This window comes from Halonotius aquaticus, from assembly GCF_003605575.1.
GTDB classification, from domain to species: Archaea; Halobacteriota; Halobacteria; order Halobacteriales; family Haloferacaceae; genus Halonotius; species Halonotius aquaticus.
This window is the reverse complement of the sequence record NZ_QKNY01000003.1, coordinates 88,310-102,050: the sequence shown is the minus strand read 5'-3', so window position 1 is coordinate 102,050 and position 13,741 is coordinate 88,310. Positions and strand designations below refer to the sequence as shown.

The 13,741-nt window shown below is 62.4% G+C and carries 15 protein-coding genes; 5 read left to right on the top strand and 10 right to left on the bottom strand.

Annotated elements, in window-relative coordinates:
• Nucleotides 1-100 precede the first annotated feature (100 nt).
• The 8 genes from DM826_RS01470 to DM826_RS01435 form a co-directional block, all read right to left on the bottom strand.
• Nucleotides 101-799 (bottom strand): SDR family NAD(P)-dependent oxidoreductase, encoded by a 699-nt coding sequence (locus tag DM826_RS01470; RefSeq protein ID WP_120100596.1) that lies wholly within the window; start codon nt 797-799, stop codon nt 101-103.
• 99 nt (nt 800-898) lie between these two features.
• Nucleotides 899-1,348 (bottom strand): TIGR00725 family protein, encoded by a 450-nt coding sequence (locus DM826_RS01465; RefSeq protein ID WP_120100593.1) that lies wholly within the window; start codon nt 1,346-1,348, stop codon nt 899-901.
• Between the two features lie 63 nt (nt 1,349-1,411).
• Nucleotides 1,412-2,041 (bottom strand): TetR/AcrR family transcriptional regulator, encoded by a 630-nt coding sequence (locus DM826_RS01460; RefSeq protein WP_120100591.1) that lies wholly within the window; start codon nt 2,039-2,041, stop codon nt 1,412-1,414.
• A gap of 134 nt (nt 2,042-2,175) precedes the next feature.
• Nucleotides 2,176-3,717 carry a sensor histidine kinase gene (locus DM826_RS01455; RefSeq protein WP_165853218.1) on the bottom strand — a complete coding sequence of 514 codons (1,542 nt, stop codon included), beginning with the start codon at nt 3,715-3,717 and terminating at the stop codon, nt 2,176-2,178.
• A 119-nt stretch (nt 3,718-3,836) separates the two neighbouring features.
• Entirely contained in the window at nt 3,837-4,445 is a 609-nt protein-coding gene (locus DM826_RS01450; RefSeq protein WP_394338534.1) for a trimeric intracellular cation channel family protein, read from the bottom strand.
• A 330-nt stretch (nt 4,446-4,775) separates the two neighbouring features.
• Complete coding sequence (locus DM826_RS01445; RefSeq protein ID WP_233735644.1) at nt 4,776-5,900, bottom strand: hypothetical protein; 1,125 nt, start codon at nt 5,898-5,900, stop codon at nt 4,776-4,778.
• A gap of 188 nt (nt 5,901-6,088) precedes the next feature.
• Nucleotides 6,089-6,214 carry a hypothetical protein gene (locus DM826_RS13260; RefSeq protein ID WP_267899952.1) on the bottom strand — a complete coding sequence of 42 codons (126 nt, stop codon included), beginning with the start codon at nt 6,212-6,214 and terminating at the stop codon, nt 6,089-6,091.
• 124 nt (nt 6,215-6,338) lie between these two features.
• Nucleotides 6,339-7,376, bottom strand: coding sequence for a zinc-dependent alcohol dehydrogenase family protein (locus DM826_RS01435; protein ID WP_120100580.1), 1,038 nt, complete (start codon nt 7,374-7,376; stop codon nt 6,339-6,341).
• A 93-nt stretch (nt 7,377-7,469) separates the two neighbouring features.
• Here DM826_RS01435 and DM826_RS01430 point away from each other — a divergent pair, with 93 nt between their 5' ends.
• Both DM826_RS01430 and DM826_RS01425 read left to right on the top strand, forming a co-directional pair.
• A complete protein-coding gene (locus tag DM826_RS01430; RefSeq protein ID WP_233735643.1) occupies nt 7,470-8,366 on the top strand; it encodes a mechanosensitive ion channel family protein in 897 nt (298 codons plus the stop codon).
• Between the two features lie 157 nt (nt 8,367-8,523).
• Nucleotides 8,524-8,934: a TRAM domain-containing protein gene (locus tag DM826_RS01425; RefSeq protein WP_120100578.1), complete on the top strand. Its 411-nt coding sequence runs from the start codon at nt 8,524-8,526 to the stop codon at nt 8,932-8,934.
• On the opposite strand, the gene DM826_RS01420 is transcribed toward DM826_RS01425, so the two are convergent.
• Nucleotides 8,935-9,636 (bottom strand): class I SAM-dependent methyltransferase, encoded by a 702-nt coding sequence (locus tag DM826_RS01420; RefSeq protein ID WP_120100575.1) that lies wholly within the window; start codon nt 9,634-9,636, stop codon nt 8,935-8,937.
• Nucleotides 9,637-9,823: 187 nt separating this feature from the next.
• On the opposite strand from DM826_RS01420, the gene DM826_RS01415 reads away from it, so the two are divergent.
• Both DM826_RS01415 and DM826_RS01410 read left to right on the top strand, forming a co-directional pair.
• On the top strand, nt 9,824-10,096 hold the full coding sequence (locus DM826_RS01415) for a MarR family transcriptional regulator (protein ID WP_120082806.1): 273 nt from the start codon (nt 9,824-9,826) through the stop codon (nt 10,094-10,096).
• 72 nt (nt 10,097-10,168) lie between these two features.
• The gene (locus tag DM826_RS01410; protein ID WP_120100573.1) at nt 10,169-11,083 is read left to right on the top strand and encodes a glycosyltransferase family 2 protein; all 915 of its coding nucleotides are present in this window, start codon (nt 10,169-10,171) and stop codon (nt 11,081-11,083) included.
• 1 nt (nt 11,084) lies between these two features.
• On the opposite strand, the gene DM826_RS01405 is transcribed toward DM826_RS01410, so the two are convergent.
• Nucleotides 11,085-11,915 (bottom strand): amidohydrolase family protein, encoded by an 831-nt coding sequence (locus DM826_RS01405; protein WP_120100571.1) that lies wholly within the window; start codon nt 11,913-11,915, stop codon nt 11,085-11,087.
• A 195-nt stretch (nt 11,916-12,110) separates the two neighbouring features.
• On the opposite strand from DM826_RS01405, the gene thsA reads away from it, so the two are divergent.
• Entirely contained in the window at nt 12,111-13,676 is a 1,566-nt protein-coding gene (gene thsA / locus DM826_RS01400) for a thermosome subunit alpha (protein WP_205738778.1), read from the top strand.
• Nucleotides 13,677-13,741: the final 65 nt, after the last annotated feature.

Here is a 13,741-nt window from a genome sequence, read left to right as displayed (position 1 = left end):
GCTGCAGCCGGTTAGTATCACGTTGCCTGCTGTCTGCGATCCGTCACGCTGGTCGAACTGCGCTCCAGACAGGCACTGCCTGCTTCGGTTGAACCGATTGTCACCAGTCCTTCGGCGATTGATCACGCCAGAACGCTCCACTTGGGGCATCAGGCTTGAACTGCGCCAGCCAGATCGGTGTTTCTGCTCCTTTTTCGGGCGTTCTGGGCGCACTCCCCTCGGTCATGTCGGTCTGGACGTAGCCCGGACAGACCGAATTGGCGAGCAATCCTTGTCTGTTGTATTCGCCGTCAAGATATCGTGTGAGACCGTTGAGCCCGGTTTTCGAAATCCGGTAGGCCGGCATCCCACCGGACTGTGGCTCGGTGATCGCGCCCAACCCGGAGGAGACGTTGACGACGCGGGGGCCGGGCTGCGGCAGTAAGAGATCGAGTGCCTGTTTCGTTAGGTGGATCGGCCCATGGAGGTTCGTCGACAACGTCTGCTCGATCGTCTCAGTCGGCATCTCGGCCAGCGACTCGCGGCTGTCCATCACACCAGCGTTGTTGACGAGAATATCCAGACAGCCGGCTTCGTCGCTGATGCGGTCGATGGCTGCCGCTCGTTGTGAGTCGACTGTTACGTCGAGTTCGATTGCCTCGCGGTCGTCGTTGTCGATGTCGGCGGTGTCACGCGCGCCGGCGTAGACGGTCGCACCGTGGTCGACGAGCCCATCGGCGATGCGCTTGCCGATCCCGCGGGTCGCACCGGTGACCAGTGCGACCTGCCCATCTAAACTATCGTAGAGAGGAATGTCCATGCAGACGACAGGGCCACGAGCGGCAAAAGCTGTCCGCCGCTGTCGACGCATGGTATCGATCGCCGCTTATACGCTGGCTTCGACGTAATCGATCGCCGCTTATACGCTGGCTTCGACGTAATCGATCGCCGCCGCCGGGGTGTCGACGTGTTCGATACCCGCGACGCTGTCGACGCGGTGGGTGTCGATGCCGGCGACCGGCTTGCCGAGGCTGAGCGCGTGGCCGAGTTCCGACAGCGTTCCTGGGCCGCCGTCGACAGCGATGACGGCGTCGCCGTTCAACACCACGACCGCATTGCGGGCATCGTTGATTCCGGTGGCGATCGCCGTCTCGACGAAGGGGTTAGCAGCTGCCGGCTCCGAGCCCGGAAGGATACCGATGGTGTGACCGCCGGCTGACTGGGCTCCCTGACAGACGGCTTCCATCACACCCGTTCGACCGCCGCAGACGACCTCGTGGCCGCGGTCGGCAAGCTGCTCGCCGAGCGTCTGGGCTGTGGCGTACTCCTCGTCGGTGACGGTGCTGCCGCCGATCACGCTGACACGCATACCCCATTTCTCGTCGCCGGGGGTCTTGCTGTTTTGGATCGCTCTGCGGGCGGCCAGTCACACTTAGAACGCGATGTCGTCGGCCAGTACCGTTGTCTCGATGTAGGTTTCCAACTCTTTTCGGAGCATCGAGCGTGGGTCGTCAGTCCGGGTTGTCTGCTGGAGATTGATGCCTTCGATGGTGGCGACCAGATACTCCGCCGTTGTCTCCGGATCGTCGACAGCGAAGACGCCCTGGTCGACCCCGGTTTCGATGATCTCGGTGAGGTTGTCGACGAGGGTGGCCGACAGCTCGGTGAACTCCGACCGGAACGCCTCATTTTGGATCGCTTGGGCCCGCAGCTCCAGATACGTCGAGAGCCGCGCGTCGGCGTCCGGCGTGCCCTCGGCGGCCGGATACTCGCCGAGCGAGACAGTCACGAACGCTTTGAGGTCGCCGACCGGATCGCCCGTTGATTCGATCCGGTAGCCACGCTCGAAGTAATCTCGCATATATTCGACGAACGACAGGAGGATGTCGTCTTTCCCGTCAAAGTGGTGATAAAATGTCGATTTCGTCAGGTCAGATTCGTCGGCGATCCGCTGGATCGAGATGCCGGGATAGCCGTGGGTGCGAAGCGCGGCAAACGTCGCCATCATGATGGCTTCGTGGGTGTCGGCCGGGTTGCCGTCGAGCAGTGCCTCGTCGCTCATACGTGGGGGTTCGCTGTCGGCCGGAAAATAGCTTGGCACCCGCGGTTGTGTGACACCGTCGGCCAGAATCGGCGCGCGGTACGAACACAGCGATACAGTCACTCGAACCTGACTGTGGGTGCTGCGCTACGAAGTCACGAGCCATCGGTACGGATCTCAAATCGGGCTCCGCCAGCCGCGCTCGCAGTCGCGGTGATCGTCCACCCGTGGGCCTCGATCAGGTTTCGGGTGATGGCCAGCCCGAATCCAGTCCCACTGTCATTGGTGGTAAACCCTTGCGCAAACACCGACTGGTCGTCAGTCTCAGGCAGTCCACTCCCGGTATCTTCGATATAGAAGCCGCCGCCGTCTAGTTCGCCGACGGTGACGGTCACCGGCGACTCGTTGTGTTCGACGGCATTGCGGAACAGATTCTCAAAGACGTTTTTCAGGAGTGATTGCTCAGCCACGACGGTCAGCGAGGCCGGCAGCTCACACGCCATTTCCGCCGCTCCTGTCTGGGTGGTTTCCCACGCCATGGTAACAATGTCGGCCACACGAACCGGTTCCGTTTCAGGATCGATGGTCTCGGTTCGAGCCAATGCCAGCAACTCATCGATCATCGACTCCATGCGATCGAGCGACCGCTCAAGCGTGTCAAAGGCATCTTCTTCACCGGTCTCCCGAGCGACATCGAGGTATCCCTGTGCGATCTCAAGCGGATTCCGCAGGTCGTGTGAAACCGTCGCGGCAAACTGATTGAGCCGCTCATTCTTCTGTTCGAGGGTCTGCTTTGTCCGTTCGAGTTCGCGTTCACGCTCTTTTTGCGCCGTGATATCGGTTTGGACACCGAGCACTCGGTCTGGCTGCCCATCATGATCGTACTCGACGACCCCACGAGCTTGGATCCACCGTTGGGGCTCATCCGGCGGTTGCACCCGGAAATCAGCCTGATACTGCTCGCCGGTCTTGATCGCGTGTTCAAGCTGTTCTGACACCCGATCAATATCCTCTGCTGGAATGCGATCACCGTATTCGGGTCGGTACTTTGGCTCAGAACCCGCTGTGTCGGCAGTCTCCGCGCTGGGCTCTGCGTCACTTTCGCTGACCCGGCTGCCGACCCCAACATATGTCCCCGGAAACTCACCGGGGTCGTATCCGAACAGCCGTTCACTGGTTGTATCCCAGCGGACGGTTCCGGACGCGATATCAAGTTCCCAGATCCCCGTATCGGTCTGCGACAATGCCAGATCAAACCGTGTGTTCAGCGCTTTCAGTTCATCCTCTCGGTGCTTCCGGGTCGATATATCCCTCGCAATACCGATGATGCTCGTTGGTACCCCCTCAGCGTCAGTTTGTCTGACCCCTCGAAACTCATGAGAGATTGTGTGTTGCTCTTTAGTGGTGATCTCAGCTTCGGTGATCGCCTCGCCCGTCTGTAGCACCGTCTCAATCGATGATTCGATCGTCTCGCGATCATCCCCTGTAAAAAATTCGAGGGCGTTCATCGTTCCGATCTCTTCGTCGGTGTAGCCGGTACGTTGTGGGAGTTTGTCGTTCCACCACTGAAAATCGCCGTCAGTATCGACCACATAGAAGATATCTGGAATCGCATTGAGACTCGCTTCGATGAAGTCTCGATCCCACTCAGCAGACTTAATGATATTACCCTCGTACGAGAAGTTCTTTTCAGGCATAGCGGAAGCAGTGAAGTACGTCGGTAGAGGGCTCGCGTGCATATTATTCTGTCTACTGCTCCCGTGTCGGTTCGATTGCTGGGTCGAAAGAAGCGAGAGCGTCTACACCTCCAACGGCTTCAGTCGGCTCGGAGCCCCAACGTTTGGACTGTCGGCAGGCTCCAGTCGAACAGTACCGCCACCAACCGCGTCCCGACGGTTACCAGCGCACACACCACCGCAGCGGTACTCGCTGGGGCACCAAGCAGCCCAACGACCCAATAGGCGGTTCCACCAAGGACGGCACAGCTTGCATAGAAGTCCTCAAAGAGGATAAACGGGGGTCGATCCAGCAGAATGTCGGCGACGGCACCACCACCGACGGCATTGATCGTCGCAATCGCCACGATCCCAAACGCCGACACGCCAGCCTCAGTTGCGACGATAGCACCGGTTGTCGCAAAGGCAGCGAGGCCGATCGCGTCGGCGACGAGCGTCACCGGATGTGTTTCCGGTGCCTCAAGGACGATGCTCAGTGCGATTGCCAAGCCAACGCCGAGAAGTCCCAGACTGATCTCGATCGGCGATTGCAGGGCCAGCGGGGTTCGCGTTACAAGCAGATCACGCGTCGCGCCACCAGCAAACGCCATGGCAAGCCCGACGATGATGAGTCCGAGCAGGTCGAACTCCTCACGAATAGCCTTCGAGGAACCAACGAGGGCGAAGGCGATCAACCCAATTGTATTCATCACCGCAAATGGGTCGCCGAAGAGCAGCCCGAGGATCTCCTGACTCACTGCGCTCGGCTTTGCGATCGACGCTCTTGAGTGGCACGTATCGGTACTCCCGTTCGCTTGTAGACCGGTGAACCTGTTGTAGCCGGCGTATATGGCCGGACTGAGCAGGAGTCTGGGTTGATATGTATCGTCCATCTTGCACGCCAATCAGCACCACTATCGCTATGCTGCTCGTGCGTCGCTCAGGGAGACAAGAGCCATCGCGGCTGTGTGTCGCCGCACGACAAGGAGTGTGGTGGCAGCCCGCGAGGGCTGCCGAGGGCCGAACCGCCACGTGATCGCTTAGACCGTCCCGGGGATCCAGACGCCGGTCGGCAACACGCCGGCGACGTACAGGAGCCCAACACCGAACGACCAGATGATGATCGCCATCGCGGGCGGATCGATGTGAGTGCGGCCGTGGGCGTAGAAGATCCGCTGGGTGACCTCGCCGGCCAGCGCGGCAACGATGCCAAGGCCACCAGCAAACAGCAGGCCGACAGTCGGCGAAAGACCAGCCAGCGCGGCCTCACCCGAGGCTGTCACCGCGAGGAAGATCGTCGAGCCGGCCAGCGTGATGTGGTGGGTCACCGGGAACCGCTCGATCCCGAGGTTGAGGAACAGCAGCGAGGCCGCGCTCAGCCCGAAGCCAAGGAACGGACTCCCGGTACGGAAGGCGAGATAGCCCGACGCCAGCCCGGCAGCCAGGCCGATCATGGCGACATTGGCCCACTTGTACTGCTGTGGGAGCCACGGCTCGGTCGCCAGCCACTCGCTGGCCGACTCGCCGCCGTTTTCGGTGCCGTTGTCGTCGACACTTGTGCTGCCGGTAGCCGTCGCCGCGAGGGTGTCACCGCGCTCGAAGGGCCCCATATCGAGCAGGCCCGAGCCCTGCGGTTTGCCGATCAGCGCGTAGCCGAAGACTGCTCGGTGGACGAACGCGCTGACGACGATGCTGACCGGGATCGGATCGACCGGGATCAGCAGGTTGCGGGACAGCTGTTCGACGGCGATCCCCAGCAGGCCGAAGGCCCCGCCGACGGCCAGCACATCGGGCTTGGTGCCAAGCGCGAAGCCGATATCTTTCGCGTTATGGAAGTCAAACCCACTCTCCATGTAGCCGCGTTTGGCCGCGTAGGCCGCGGCGGCCGCGCCGCCGGCAAACGAAATGTGGGGGCCAAAGACGTGGCCGAAGCCGATGCCGACGAGCCCAACGGTTCCTTCGGGGGCGACGCCAACAATATTGGCCGCCGCGCCGGCAACGACCAACAGCCCGGTCAAAATAAACGCCGGCAGCGCGCCGATCGCCGCTCCGAACGCTCCGCCAGCGAACGCGCCGATCCAGATGGATGCCTCACCGAGGACAGCTGTGACGTCGGCGAGTGAGCCGCCGAAGGCCTGCAGGGCCACAACCGGTTCAACGACCATGCCTCGTCACCACCGGTCGCGTGTGTGATCGCTTCTTGTTGCTTCTGTACGGTCTGTGTCTCGCTGTATCTGTCATGATCGTTCCACCGCGTCCCGAACGAACGTTCGTTTTATTATCAACGTTACGGTTCCGGATCTTTGCTGGTGGCGACCGAGCAGGACACAATTAGTGTGCGAGAAGACGTTCGTTAGACCGCAGACTCAGTGCGTCCGGCAATACCCGTGTACAGGCCGAAGGTGGCAACCACCGTTACGGACAACTGCGCGCCGGCGGTGGCGATGAAGCCGACATCATACAGCAGTGGCGCGGCCATGAACCAGCGTTGTGGCGGTGAGCAACTCAGTTCTGGACGACGGCCTACTCCTGAATCTGCTCTCTGTCGAGAAAAACCCGTGCCACAACCCGACACGGTCGATCGCTGCGTCTTCGCCGACGGCCTACGGCTTGACAAGTACTTTCACCGCCTCGCGGTCGTCCATTGCGGCGTACCCCTCCGGGACACCATCGAGATCGACCGTTTTCGTGAAGATCGGCGACGGGTCAAGCGTCCCCTGCAGCACGTCGGCCATCAGCTCCTCGGCGTAGGCCCGGACAGGGGCGACGCCGCCGTTCAGCGTGACGTTCGCCCGGAAGAACGGTTCCAGATCGAGTCCGTCGCCGAGGCCGTGGGGCACGCCGACGTAGCCGACGGTGCCGCCGGGGCGGGCGACGCCGATGGCGGTCTCCATCGAGGAGGTCGCGCCGACACACTCCATGACGTGGTTGACGCCGCCGTTTGTGAGTTCCTGGACGCGTTCGATGGCCTCGTCGCCGCGTTCGCTGACGAGGTCGGTCGCGCCGAACTCCTCGGCGATTTCGAGGCGATCCTCGTGGTGGCCCATAGCAATGATCCGTTCTGCGCCGAGTCGCTTGGTGGCCAGCACGCCACAGAGGCCGACCGCGCCGTCGCCGATGACCGCAACCGTCGATCCGGCTTCGACGCCCGCGCTGACGGCGGCATGGTGGCCCGTGCCCATCACGTCCGTCAGCGGGAGCAGCGACCGCAGGGTGTCCTCGTCGTCGGCGTGTCGGTCGGGAACGCGAACGAGCGTGCCATCGGCTTCGGGACAGCGCACGTACTCGCCTTGTGCGCCGCCGTTGTCGCCGCTCCAACTGGCTTGGTTGACACAGGAGGTGTGCAGGCCCTTTCGGCAGAACTCACAGCGCCCACAGCTGATGAAAAACGGTGCCAAGACGCGGTCGCCCGGTTCGACGGAGACCACGTCATCGCCGACTGCTTCGACGACCCCCATCGGCTCGTGGCCGACTCGGGAGGGGACATCGCGGTCGCTCTCGCCGCGATAAAACCAGAGGTCGGAGCCGCAGATCGCGGTGTGGGTGACGCGAACGATCGCACCGCGTGACGAATCGAGTTCGGGTTGCGGGACAGATTCAACGCGGATGTCGCCGGGGCCATGGAAGGTGGCTGCGCGCATATCGGCTAGGCGTGTTCAGTCATCAAAAATCCATCTCTCGGTCGGAACGGCCGAGACACCCATTTTTAAGAGGTTTTAGACAATGGTACAACCGTGCTATTCACACTACTGCAAGTTCCGAACAGCTTGGATGGGCTCCTCACACAGTACGGGAGCGTCGTCGTTGACTTCGGGATCACCGTCGTCACGTTCCTGGTGACGTTCCTGTTGCTGTACCGAATCGGCAAATCAGTCCTTGTCCGGGCAACAAAGAAGGCACTCAACGCACGGGAGTTCTCCTCGGCGGTCGTCAGTCTCGGCTCAAGCGTTGCCGCCGTGCTTGCGGTCGTCGGTGCGGTTGCGATCGCCGCAACGGTCGCCGGCTTCCCGGCGATCCTCTCGGCGTTTGCGACGCTGGCCGGCGCGCTCGCATTGGGGCTTTCCTTCGCCGCTGGCGATATCATCGAGAACTTCGTCGCCGGCATCTTCATCCTCAAGGATAAGCCGTTCACCGTCGGCGACTACATCGAGTGGGACGGCAACGATGGTATCGTCCGGGAGATCAACCTTCGTGTGACCAAACTCGACAGCTTCGATAACGAACAGCTGACGGTGCCGAACGGCGACCTCGCTAGCGCGGTCGTCACCAACCCGGTTGCCAACGAAACCCGACGCGTCACCTTTGATTTCGGGATCGAATACGGGGCCAGCATCGCGGATGCCCGGGAGGTCATACTCGATGAAGCCAGCAAGATCGATGGCGTCCTTGCGGATCCGGAACCAGCCGCACCAGTGACCGGCCTTGGCGACTCGGCGGTTGTGCTGAACGGTCGCGTCTGGATCGACCCCGCAGAGACCGGTGCCGGTGGTGTCAAGCACAAACTCGTCGAAAACGTCAAGCGTCGCTTTGACGCTGAGGGGATCGGCATGCCGTACCCCTACACGGAACTCACCGGCGAGATCGATGTCAACAGCCGCGACATCACCGACGCCCCGCCAGCCGACGACTAACCGCGCTCACCGGCCCTGTCGTCGCTGCGGCTGATCGCGCTGTGGTTTTTTCGTCGCACACAACCGCTTGTTCGACACATCGCCCGCTGCCCATGGGCTCGTCGCCGTGGCGGTACTTCTATTATCATTGGTCGATGATATCTGAGGGAAGTCATCTATGGAAATCTCAGAACAACTCCTTTGTCTGTTCAGTGCGTCTGTGAGCGAATCCGACGACGGCTACACTGTCGAGGTTCCGAAACGCGAGGTCGAAACCGGTGATATCGAGGTCGGCGAGACCTACCGGGTGGCGTTGATCGACGACACCGACACGACAGCGTCGACGACAATCGACGAGTCCTCGACGACCGGCGGCGACAGCGGCGAGCCCCAACCCCCCGTCGAGCCGGGTGAACTCCGCTATGTCGAGATCGAGGATATCGGCAAACAGGGCGACGGTATCGCGCGTGTCGAACGCGGCTACGTGATCATCGTTCCCGGCGCGGAGATCGACGAGCGCGTCAAAATCGAGGTCTCGGAGGTCAAATCCAACTTCGCGGTCGGCGAGATCATCGAGGAAGACTTCTAGTTACTCGACGACCCAGTACGACACCGAGGCCACGCGGTCGCCGCCGCCCGCTGAACCGATCGCCCGATCGAGTTTGCGGAACGGGCGAGCGATTCGCGTCGGCAGGCTCCGGTAGAAGCCATACGGCAGGACGAAATCGTGGGTGGCGTCGATGAGGTCGACACCGGCATCGGCCAGCAGGCTCTCGACGGCCTGCCGGGAGTAGAGCCGCGAGCCCATCGGCAACAGCCAGTTATACAGCACGCGGCTGCTTTCGAGGTTGAACGTATCAAACAGCACTGGCCCCGCCGAGACACGGGCCAGTTCTTTGAGGAACGTCACCGGCCGGTCGGCGAGATGGAAAAATCGCATCGCGAAGACGGCATCGAAATGGTCGTCGGGAAACGGCAGCCGCGCCGCGTCACCGCGCATGAACTCGACGGTGTCGTCGACGCCGACGGCCTGTGCCTTTTCGCGGCCCTGTGCCAACATCGGTCCCGACACATCGAGGCCGACAATGTCGGCGCCCAACTGTGCCAGCATGACGGTAAATCGGCCGGTACCGCAGGCAACCTCCAGGATCTCCTTGTCTGCGACCGGCCCTAGGGCGTTGCGAACGGCGGTCTTCTCGCGGCGATCAATGAACTGTCCGCCGCCGGAAAACCGCTTGTCGTCGTAGGCCTCGGCGATCTCGTCGGCCTGGTACCACTCGGTGCCTTTCACGCTGGCGGCAACTGCTCACCCGAGGGATAAAACCGTACTGGATATGCCCCACCAACGGAGCTCTCGTGGGTGACACGTTGAGCGACCGCCGACAGCCGGAATCCCACGTTTGTAACCTTATACAATATATATTGACCGGCGCAATATGGAGCCAACCTTTACCACTGGGCTCGGCGGTGAGGTAGATATGAGCACTAGTCCGATCGAGGCCAACAGTCCAGTTCGACTCTCAGACGCCGAGTTCCGCGAACGGCTCCGGGAGCTCCCGCCGAGTGCAAAGCTCATCGCCAAAGTCCTTGAGGGCGACGAACCACTCTCACAGGGCGAACTTGCCGAGGAGTCGTTGCTGCCGGATCGAACGGTACGATACGCGCTCAACCGACTGGAGGAATCGGAGCTGATCGGCTCCCGATACAGCTTCAAAGACGCCCGCAAGCAGGTCTACTACCGCAACACCTGATCGTCAGGATCAATCATGTGGTGTCCCGGCTGATCACCTCTTTTATATAGCAGCCGGTGTAGTACACCGGATATGGATCTCTCGGTCGTTGTCCCCACGCTCAACGGGCGCGACCAACTGGGTGCCTGTCTCGATACGGTCGCCGACCAGGCCCCCGACGCAGAAGTTGTCGTCGTCAACGGCCCTTCGGCCGATGGCACCACCGGGATGGTCACCGAGCGAGCAGACGTTGATGTCCTCGTCGAGGTCGCCTCTCGAACGGTCAACGTCGCCCGCAACGCCGGCATCGACGCCGCCAGCGGCGACGTGATCGCCTTCCTCGGCGACGATCTTCGGCTCGAATCTGACTGGCTGCCCGCGGTCGTCGACGGCCTCACCGAGGCCCCGGTCGTCACCGGCCCGACCCACCGAACGCTCCGCGGCGGCGTCACCACTGAATCGACCGAGGAGGTAACGATCGCCGGTCGCGGGGTGACCGCGATCGCCGGTCACAATGTGGCGTTTCAGCGACGTGTTTTGGAGACCATCGACGGCTTCGACGAGTATCTTGAAACTGGCGGCGCATGGGATGTGGCCCATCGGCTGGCGGCCACCGATCACGCCGTCGCGTGGCGACCCGACATGAGCGTCCGCCGCGAGTTCGAAGCCGACGGTGGGCGCGCCGACCCCGACTGGGGATGGACGTATCGCGCATTGGCCTACCGGCTGGTGAAAAACTACGGCCTTCGGCCGACGGTCGCCCGTCGCACGCTGTCACACGCCGCCAGCGACGCGATCACCGCGGCCCGCGATGTGATCCGGGGTGACGCCGAGCCGACAACGTGGTTTGGCACTGGCCGGCAGGTCATTACCGGAATGTTGACCGGTGGCTCCGATGGGCTCGTCGCTCGTGCCCGCGACCGAAGCGAGGCGCGCAACCCACACGGCCTCTCAAAACGGGCCGACCGCGCGGTGACAAAATACGAGCTCGACGACGCGAGCCAGTAGCTCAGACATCAGCACCGGCCGCAAAGCCAGGAATGAGCCGGCTCGGGTTTCGGTTAAACACGCGTGTCATCGCATCTTCCGGCAAATCCAGCGTGAGAATCTCCATGACGGCAACGTTCGGATGGACATCGGGGGTGCCGCTGCCGAAGATGATCCGGTCGGGATGTTCTTGGAGGCCGCGCTCGAGGATGTCACGGGAGCGAACCGCACAGGTATCGAGATAGAGATGGTCGTACTCATCGAGCAACGCGAGGGCGGTCTCCATCCGCGATTCGGCCATCGGGTAGCCCCCGAAGCCAGCAAGCACGACAGGATACCCATCGTTCAGTAGCGTATCGGCAGCCGCTGATGGCGGGAACCCGTCTCGACAGTAGACGACAACAGGAAGATCGACGTCCGCCAACTCCTCGCGTACCGGCTCTTTCGGGAGGCCGTCGTGGATCGGATCGAGCACGAAGCCGTGAAACCGGTCGTCGTAGGCGTACTGTTCGATGTCGCCCGGACGCGTGTGGTGGGTCTCACGGGGCGCGTAGAGGTTTCGAAACGTCGAGATCGGACTTTCGGCGGCCGCCAGCGGGCCGTTGAGTCGGGCGAAGGCGAGAAACGGACGGTCGACACTGAGCCGCGCGACAGCGTTGTTAGCCCGCACGTAGCCGATGTCGCTCGGGCGGCGGGTCGGCGAGACGGCTGTTCGGACGACGCCGGCCTGGTGACATTCTCGTTCGAGTCGGTCGGGGCCCACATTATGCCCGTGGGTGGAGACAGCCACCTCGTCGTGGTCGAGATGCCCGTGGATGTCGACCACGCGGAACCCGTGTTCCAACTCTAGCATTGCCTGAGGGTTGCGGGCGACCCACATAATTGTTGCAGACTGTTTGGGCCGAATCGACCACTTGTGACGGCATACACCCGGCGAATCCACGTGAGTATGTGACGAGCCCACACGCCGCTTGCTGGCGATTTGTGGTGTCGAAGGTCGATGGATTTATATAGAACTGCAAACCATCATCGAACGAGGCGATTCTACATGGCACAACGACAGCAACCGATGGTAATTCTCTCGGAGGACAACGAACGAACGCAAGGCGAGGACGCCCAGGATTCCAACATCCGGGCCGGCAAGGCCGTCGCCAACTCAGTGCGGACGACGCTGGGCCCGAAAGGGATGGACAAGATGCTCGTCGGCTCCTCGGGTGATGTGACGATCACCAACGACGGGGCGACGATTCTCAACAAGATGGATATCGAACATCCCGCCGCCCAGATGCTCGTCGAGGTCGCCGAGACTCAGGAGATCGAGGTCGGCGACGGGACGACGACCGCGTCTGTGCTTGCCGGCGAGTTGCTCGCCGAGGCCGAGGAACTGCTCGATCAGGATCTTCACCCCACCGTCATCGTCGAAGGCTACCACGAAGCCGCCAAACTCGCCCACGAGGCGGTCGACGACCAGACGCTTGCTGTCGATCTCGACGACGACACGCTGGAAGCGGTCGCCCGCTCCAGTATGACCGGCAAAGGCACCGGCGATGTGACCGTCGATGCCCTGGCGGAACCGGTCGTCAGCGCGGTTCAGCAGGTCGCCACCGACGCCGGTGTCGACCGCGAGGATATCCACATCCACACCCATCCGGGCGCGTCGACGAGTGCGACCGAACTGATCGAGGGCGTTGTCATCGACGAAACGCCGCTCGACGACGCAGCCCCGAGCCAGCTTGCGGATGCGACGACGGCGATCCTCGATACCGATCTGGAGTTCGACACCGGCGAGGCCGACGCCGAGTACAACATCACTGACGTCGATCAGCTCAACGAGGCTATCGCCGCCGAGGAAGCAGAGCTGGAAGGCTACGCTGAGACGATCGCCGACGCCGGGATTGAGCTTCTGTTTGTCACCGGCGATATCGACGACCGCGTCGCCAGCCACCTCGCTGCCGAGGAGATCGTCGCCTTCGAGGATATCGGCTCCTCGGATGCCGACGCCATCGCGGCGGCAACCGGTGCCCGACAGCTCGGCACCCTTGAGGACATCGAGGATGCGGATCTCGGCACCACCGCCGCCCTGAGCGTCGAGACCTACGGCGAGGACAAGTTCACCTTCGTCGAGGGTGCCGACGCCGCCCACGTCAGCCTCTTCGTCCGCGGCAGCACCGACCACGTTGTCGACGAGCTCGAACGCGCGCTCAACGACGCCCTTGATGTCGTCATCGCCGCCCTCGATGCTGGCGGCGTCGTCGGCGGCGCGGGCGCGGCTGAGATCGCGATCGCCGACCACGTCCGGAGTCACGCTGCCAGCGTCGAAGGCCGGAAACAGCTTGCCATCGAGGCCTTCGCGACGGCAGTCGATGAGCTGCCACGAACGCTCGCCGAAAACACCGGCATGGATCCGATCGACGCGCTCGTCGATCTCCGGGCCCGCCACGATGCGCAGGGACGAGCCGGCCTCGTTTCGACGGGCCGCTCCGGCAAAGTTGGCGACCCAGTCGAGGAGGACATCCTCGATCCCGCAGCCGTCAAACACGAAGCCGTTGATTCGGCGACCGAGGCCGCGACGATGATCCTCCGCATCGACGACGTGATCAGCTCCGACAACTAACGACGCTCGCTGCCGCCCCGATGGCGGTCACGGTTGGGTCCGTCTTTTTTGGCTTGCACATGTTT

Coding starts and splice junctions, on each gene's coding strand:
- DM826_RS01470 (WP_120100596.1), bottom strand. CDS start 799: ATGGACATTCCTCTCTACGATAGTTTAGATGGGCAGGTCGCACTGGTC.
- DM826_RS01465 (WP_120100593.1), bottom strand. CDS start 1,348: ATGCGTGTCAGCGTGATCGGCGGCAGCACCGTCACCGACGAGGAGTAC.
- DM826_RS01460 (WP_120100591.1), bottom strand. CDS start 2,041: ATGAGCGACGAGGCACTGCTCGACGGCAACCCGGCCGACACCCACGAA.
- DM826_RS01455 (WP_165853218.1), bottom strand. CDS start 3,717: ATGCCTGAAAAGAACTTCTCGTACGAGGGTAATATCATTAAGTCTGCT.
- DM826_RS01450 (WP_394338534.1), bottom strand. CDS start 4,445: ATGAATACAATTGGGTTGATCGCCTTCGCCCTCGTTGGTTCCTCGAAG.
- DM826_RS01445 (WP_233735644.1), bottom strand. CDS start 5,900: ATGGTCGTTGAACCGGTTGTGGCCCTGCAGGCCTTCGGCGGCTCACTC.
- DM826_RS13260 (WP_267899952.1), bottom strand. CDS start 6,214: ATGGCCGCGCCACTGCTGTATGATGTCGGCTTCATCGCCACCGCCGGC.
- DM826_RS01435 (WP_120100580.1), bottom strand. CDS start 7,376: ATGCGCGCAGCCACCTTCCATGGCCCCGGCGACATCCGCGTTGAATCT.
- DM826_RS01425 (WP_120100578.1), top strand. CDS start 8,524: ATGGAAATCTCAGAACAACTCCTTTGTCTGTTCAGTGCGTCTGTGAGC.
- DM826_RS01415 (WP_120082806.1), top strand. CDS start 9,824: ATGAGCACTAGTCCGATCGAGGCCAACAGTCCAGTTCGACTCTCAGAC.
- DM826_RS01410 (WP_120100573.1), top strand. CDS start 10,169: ATGGATCTCTCGGTCGTTGTCCCCACGCTCAACGGGCGCGACCAACTG.
- DM826_RS01405 (WP_120100571.1), bottom strand. CDS start 11,915: ATGCTAGAGTTGGAACACGGGTTCCGCGTGGTCGACATCCACGGGCAT.
- thsA (WP_205738778.1), top strand. CDS start 12,111: ATGGCACAACGACAGCAACCGATGGTAATTCTCTCGGAGGACAACGAA.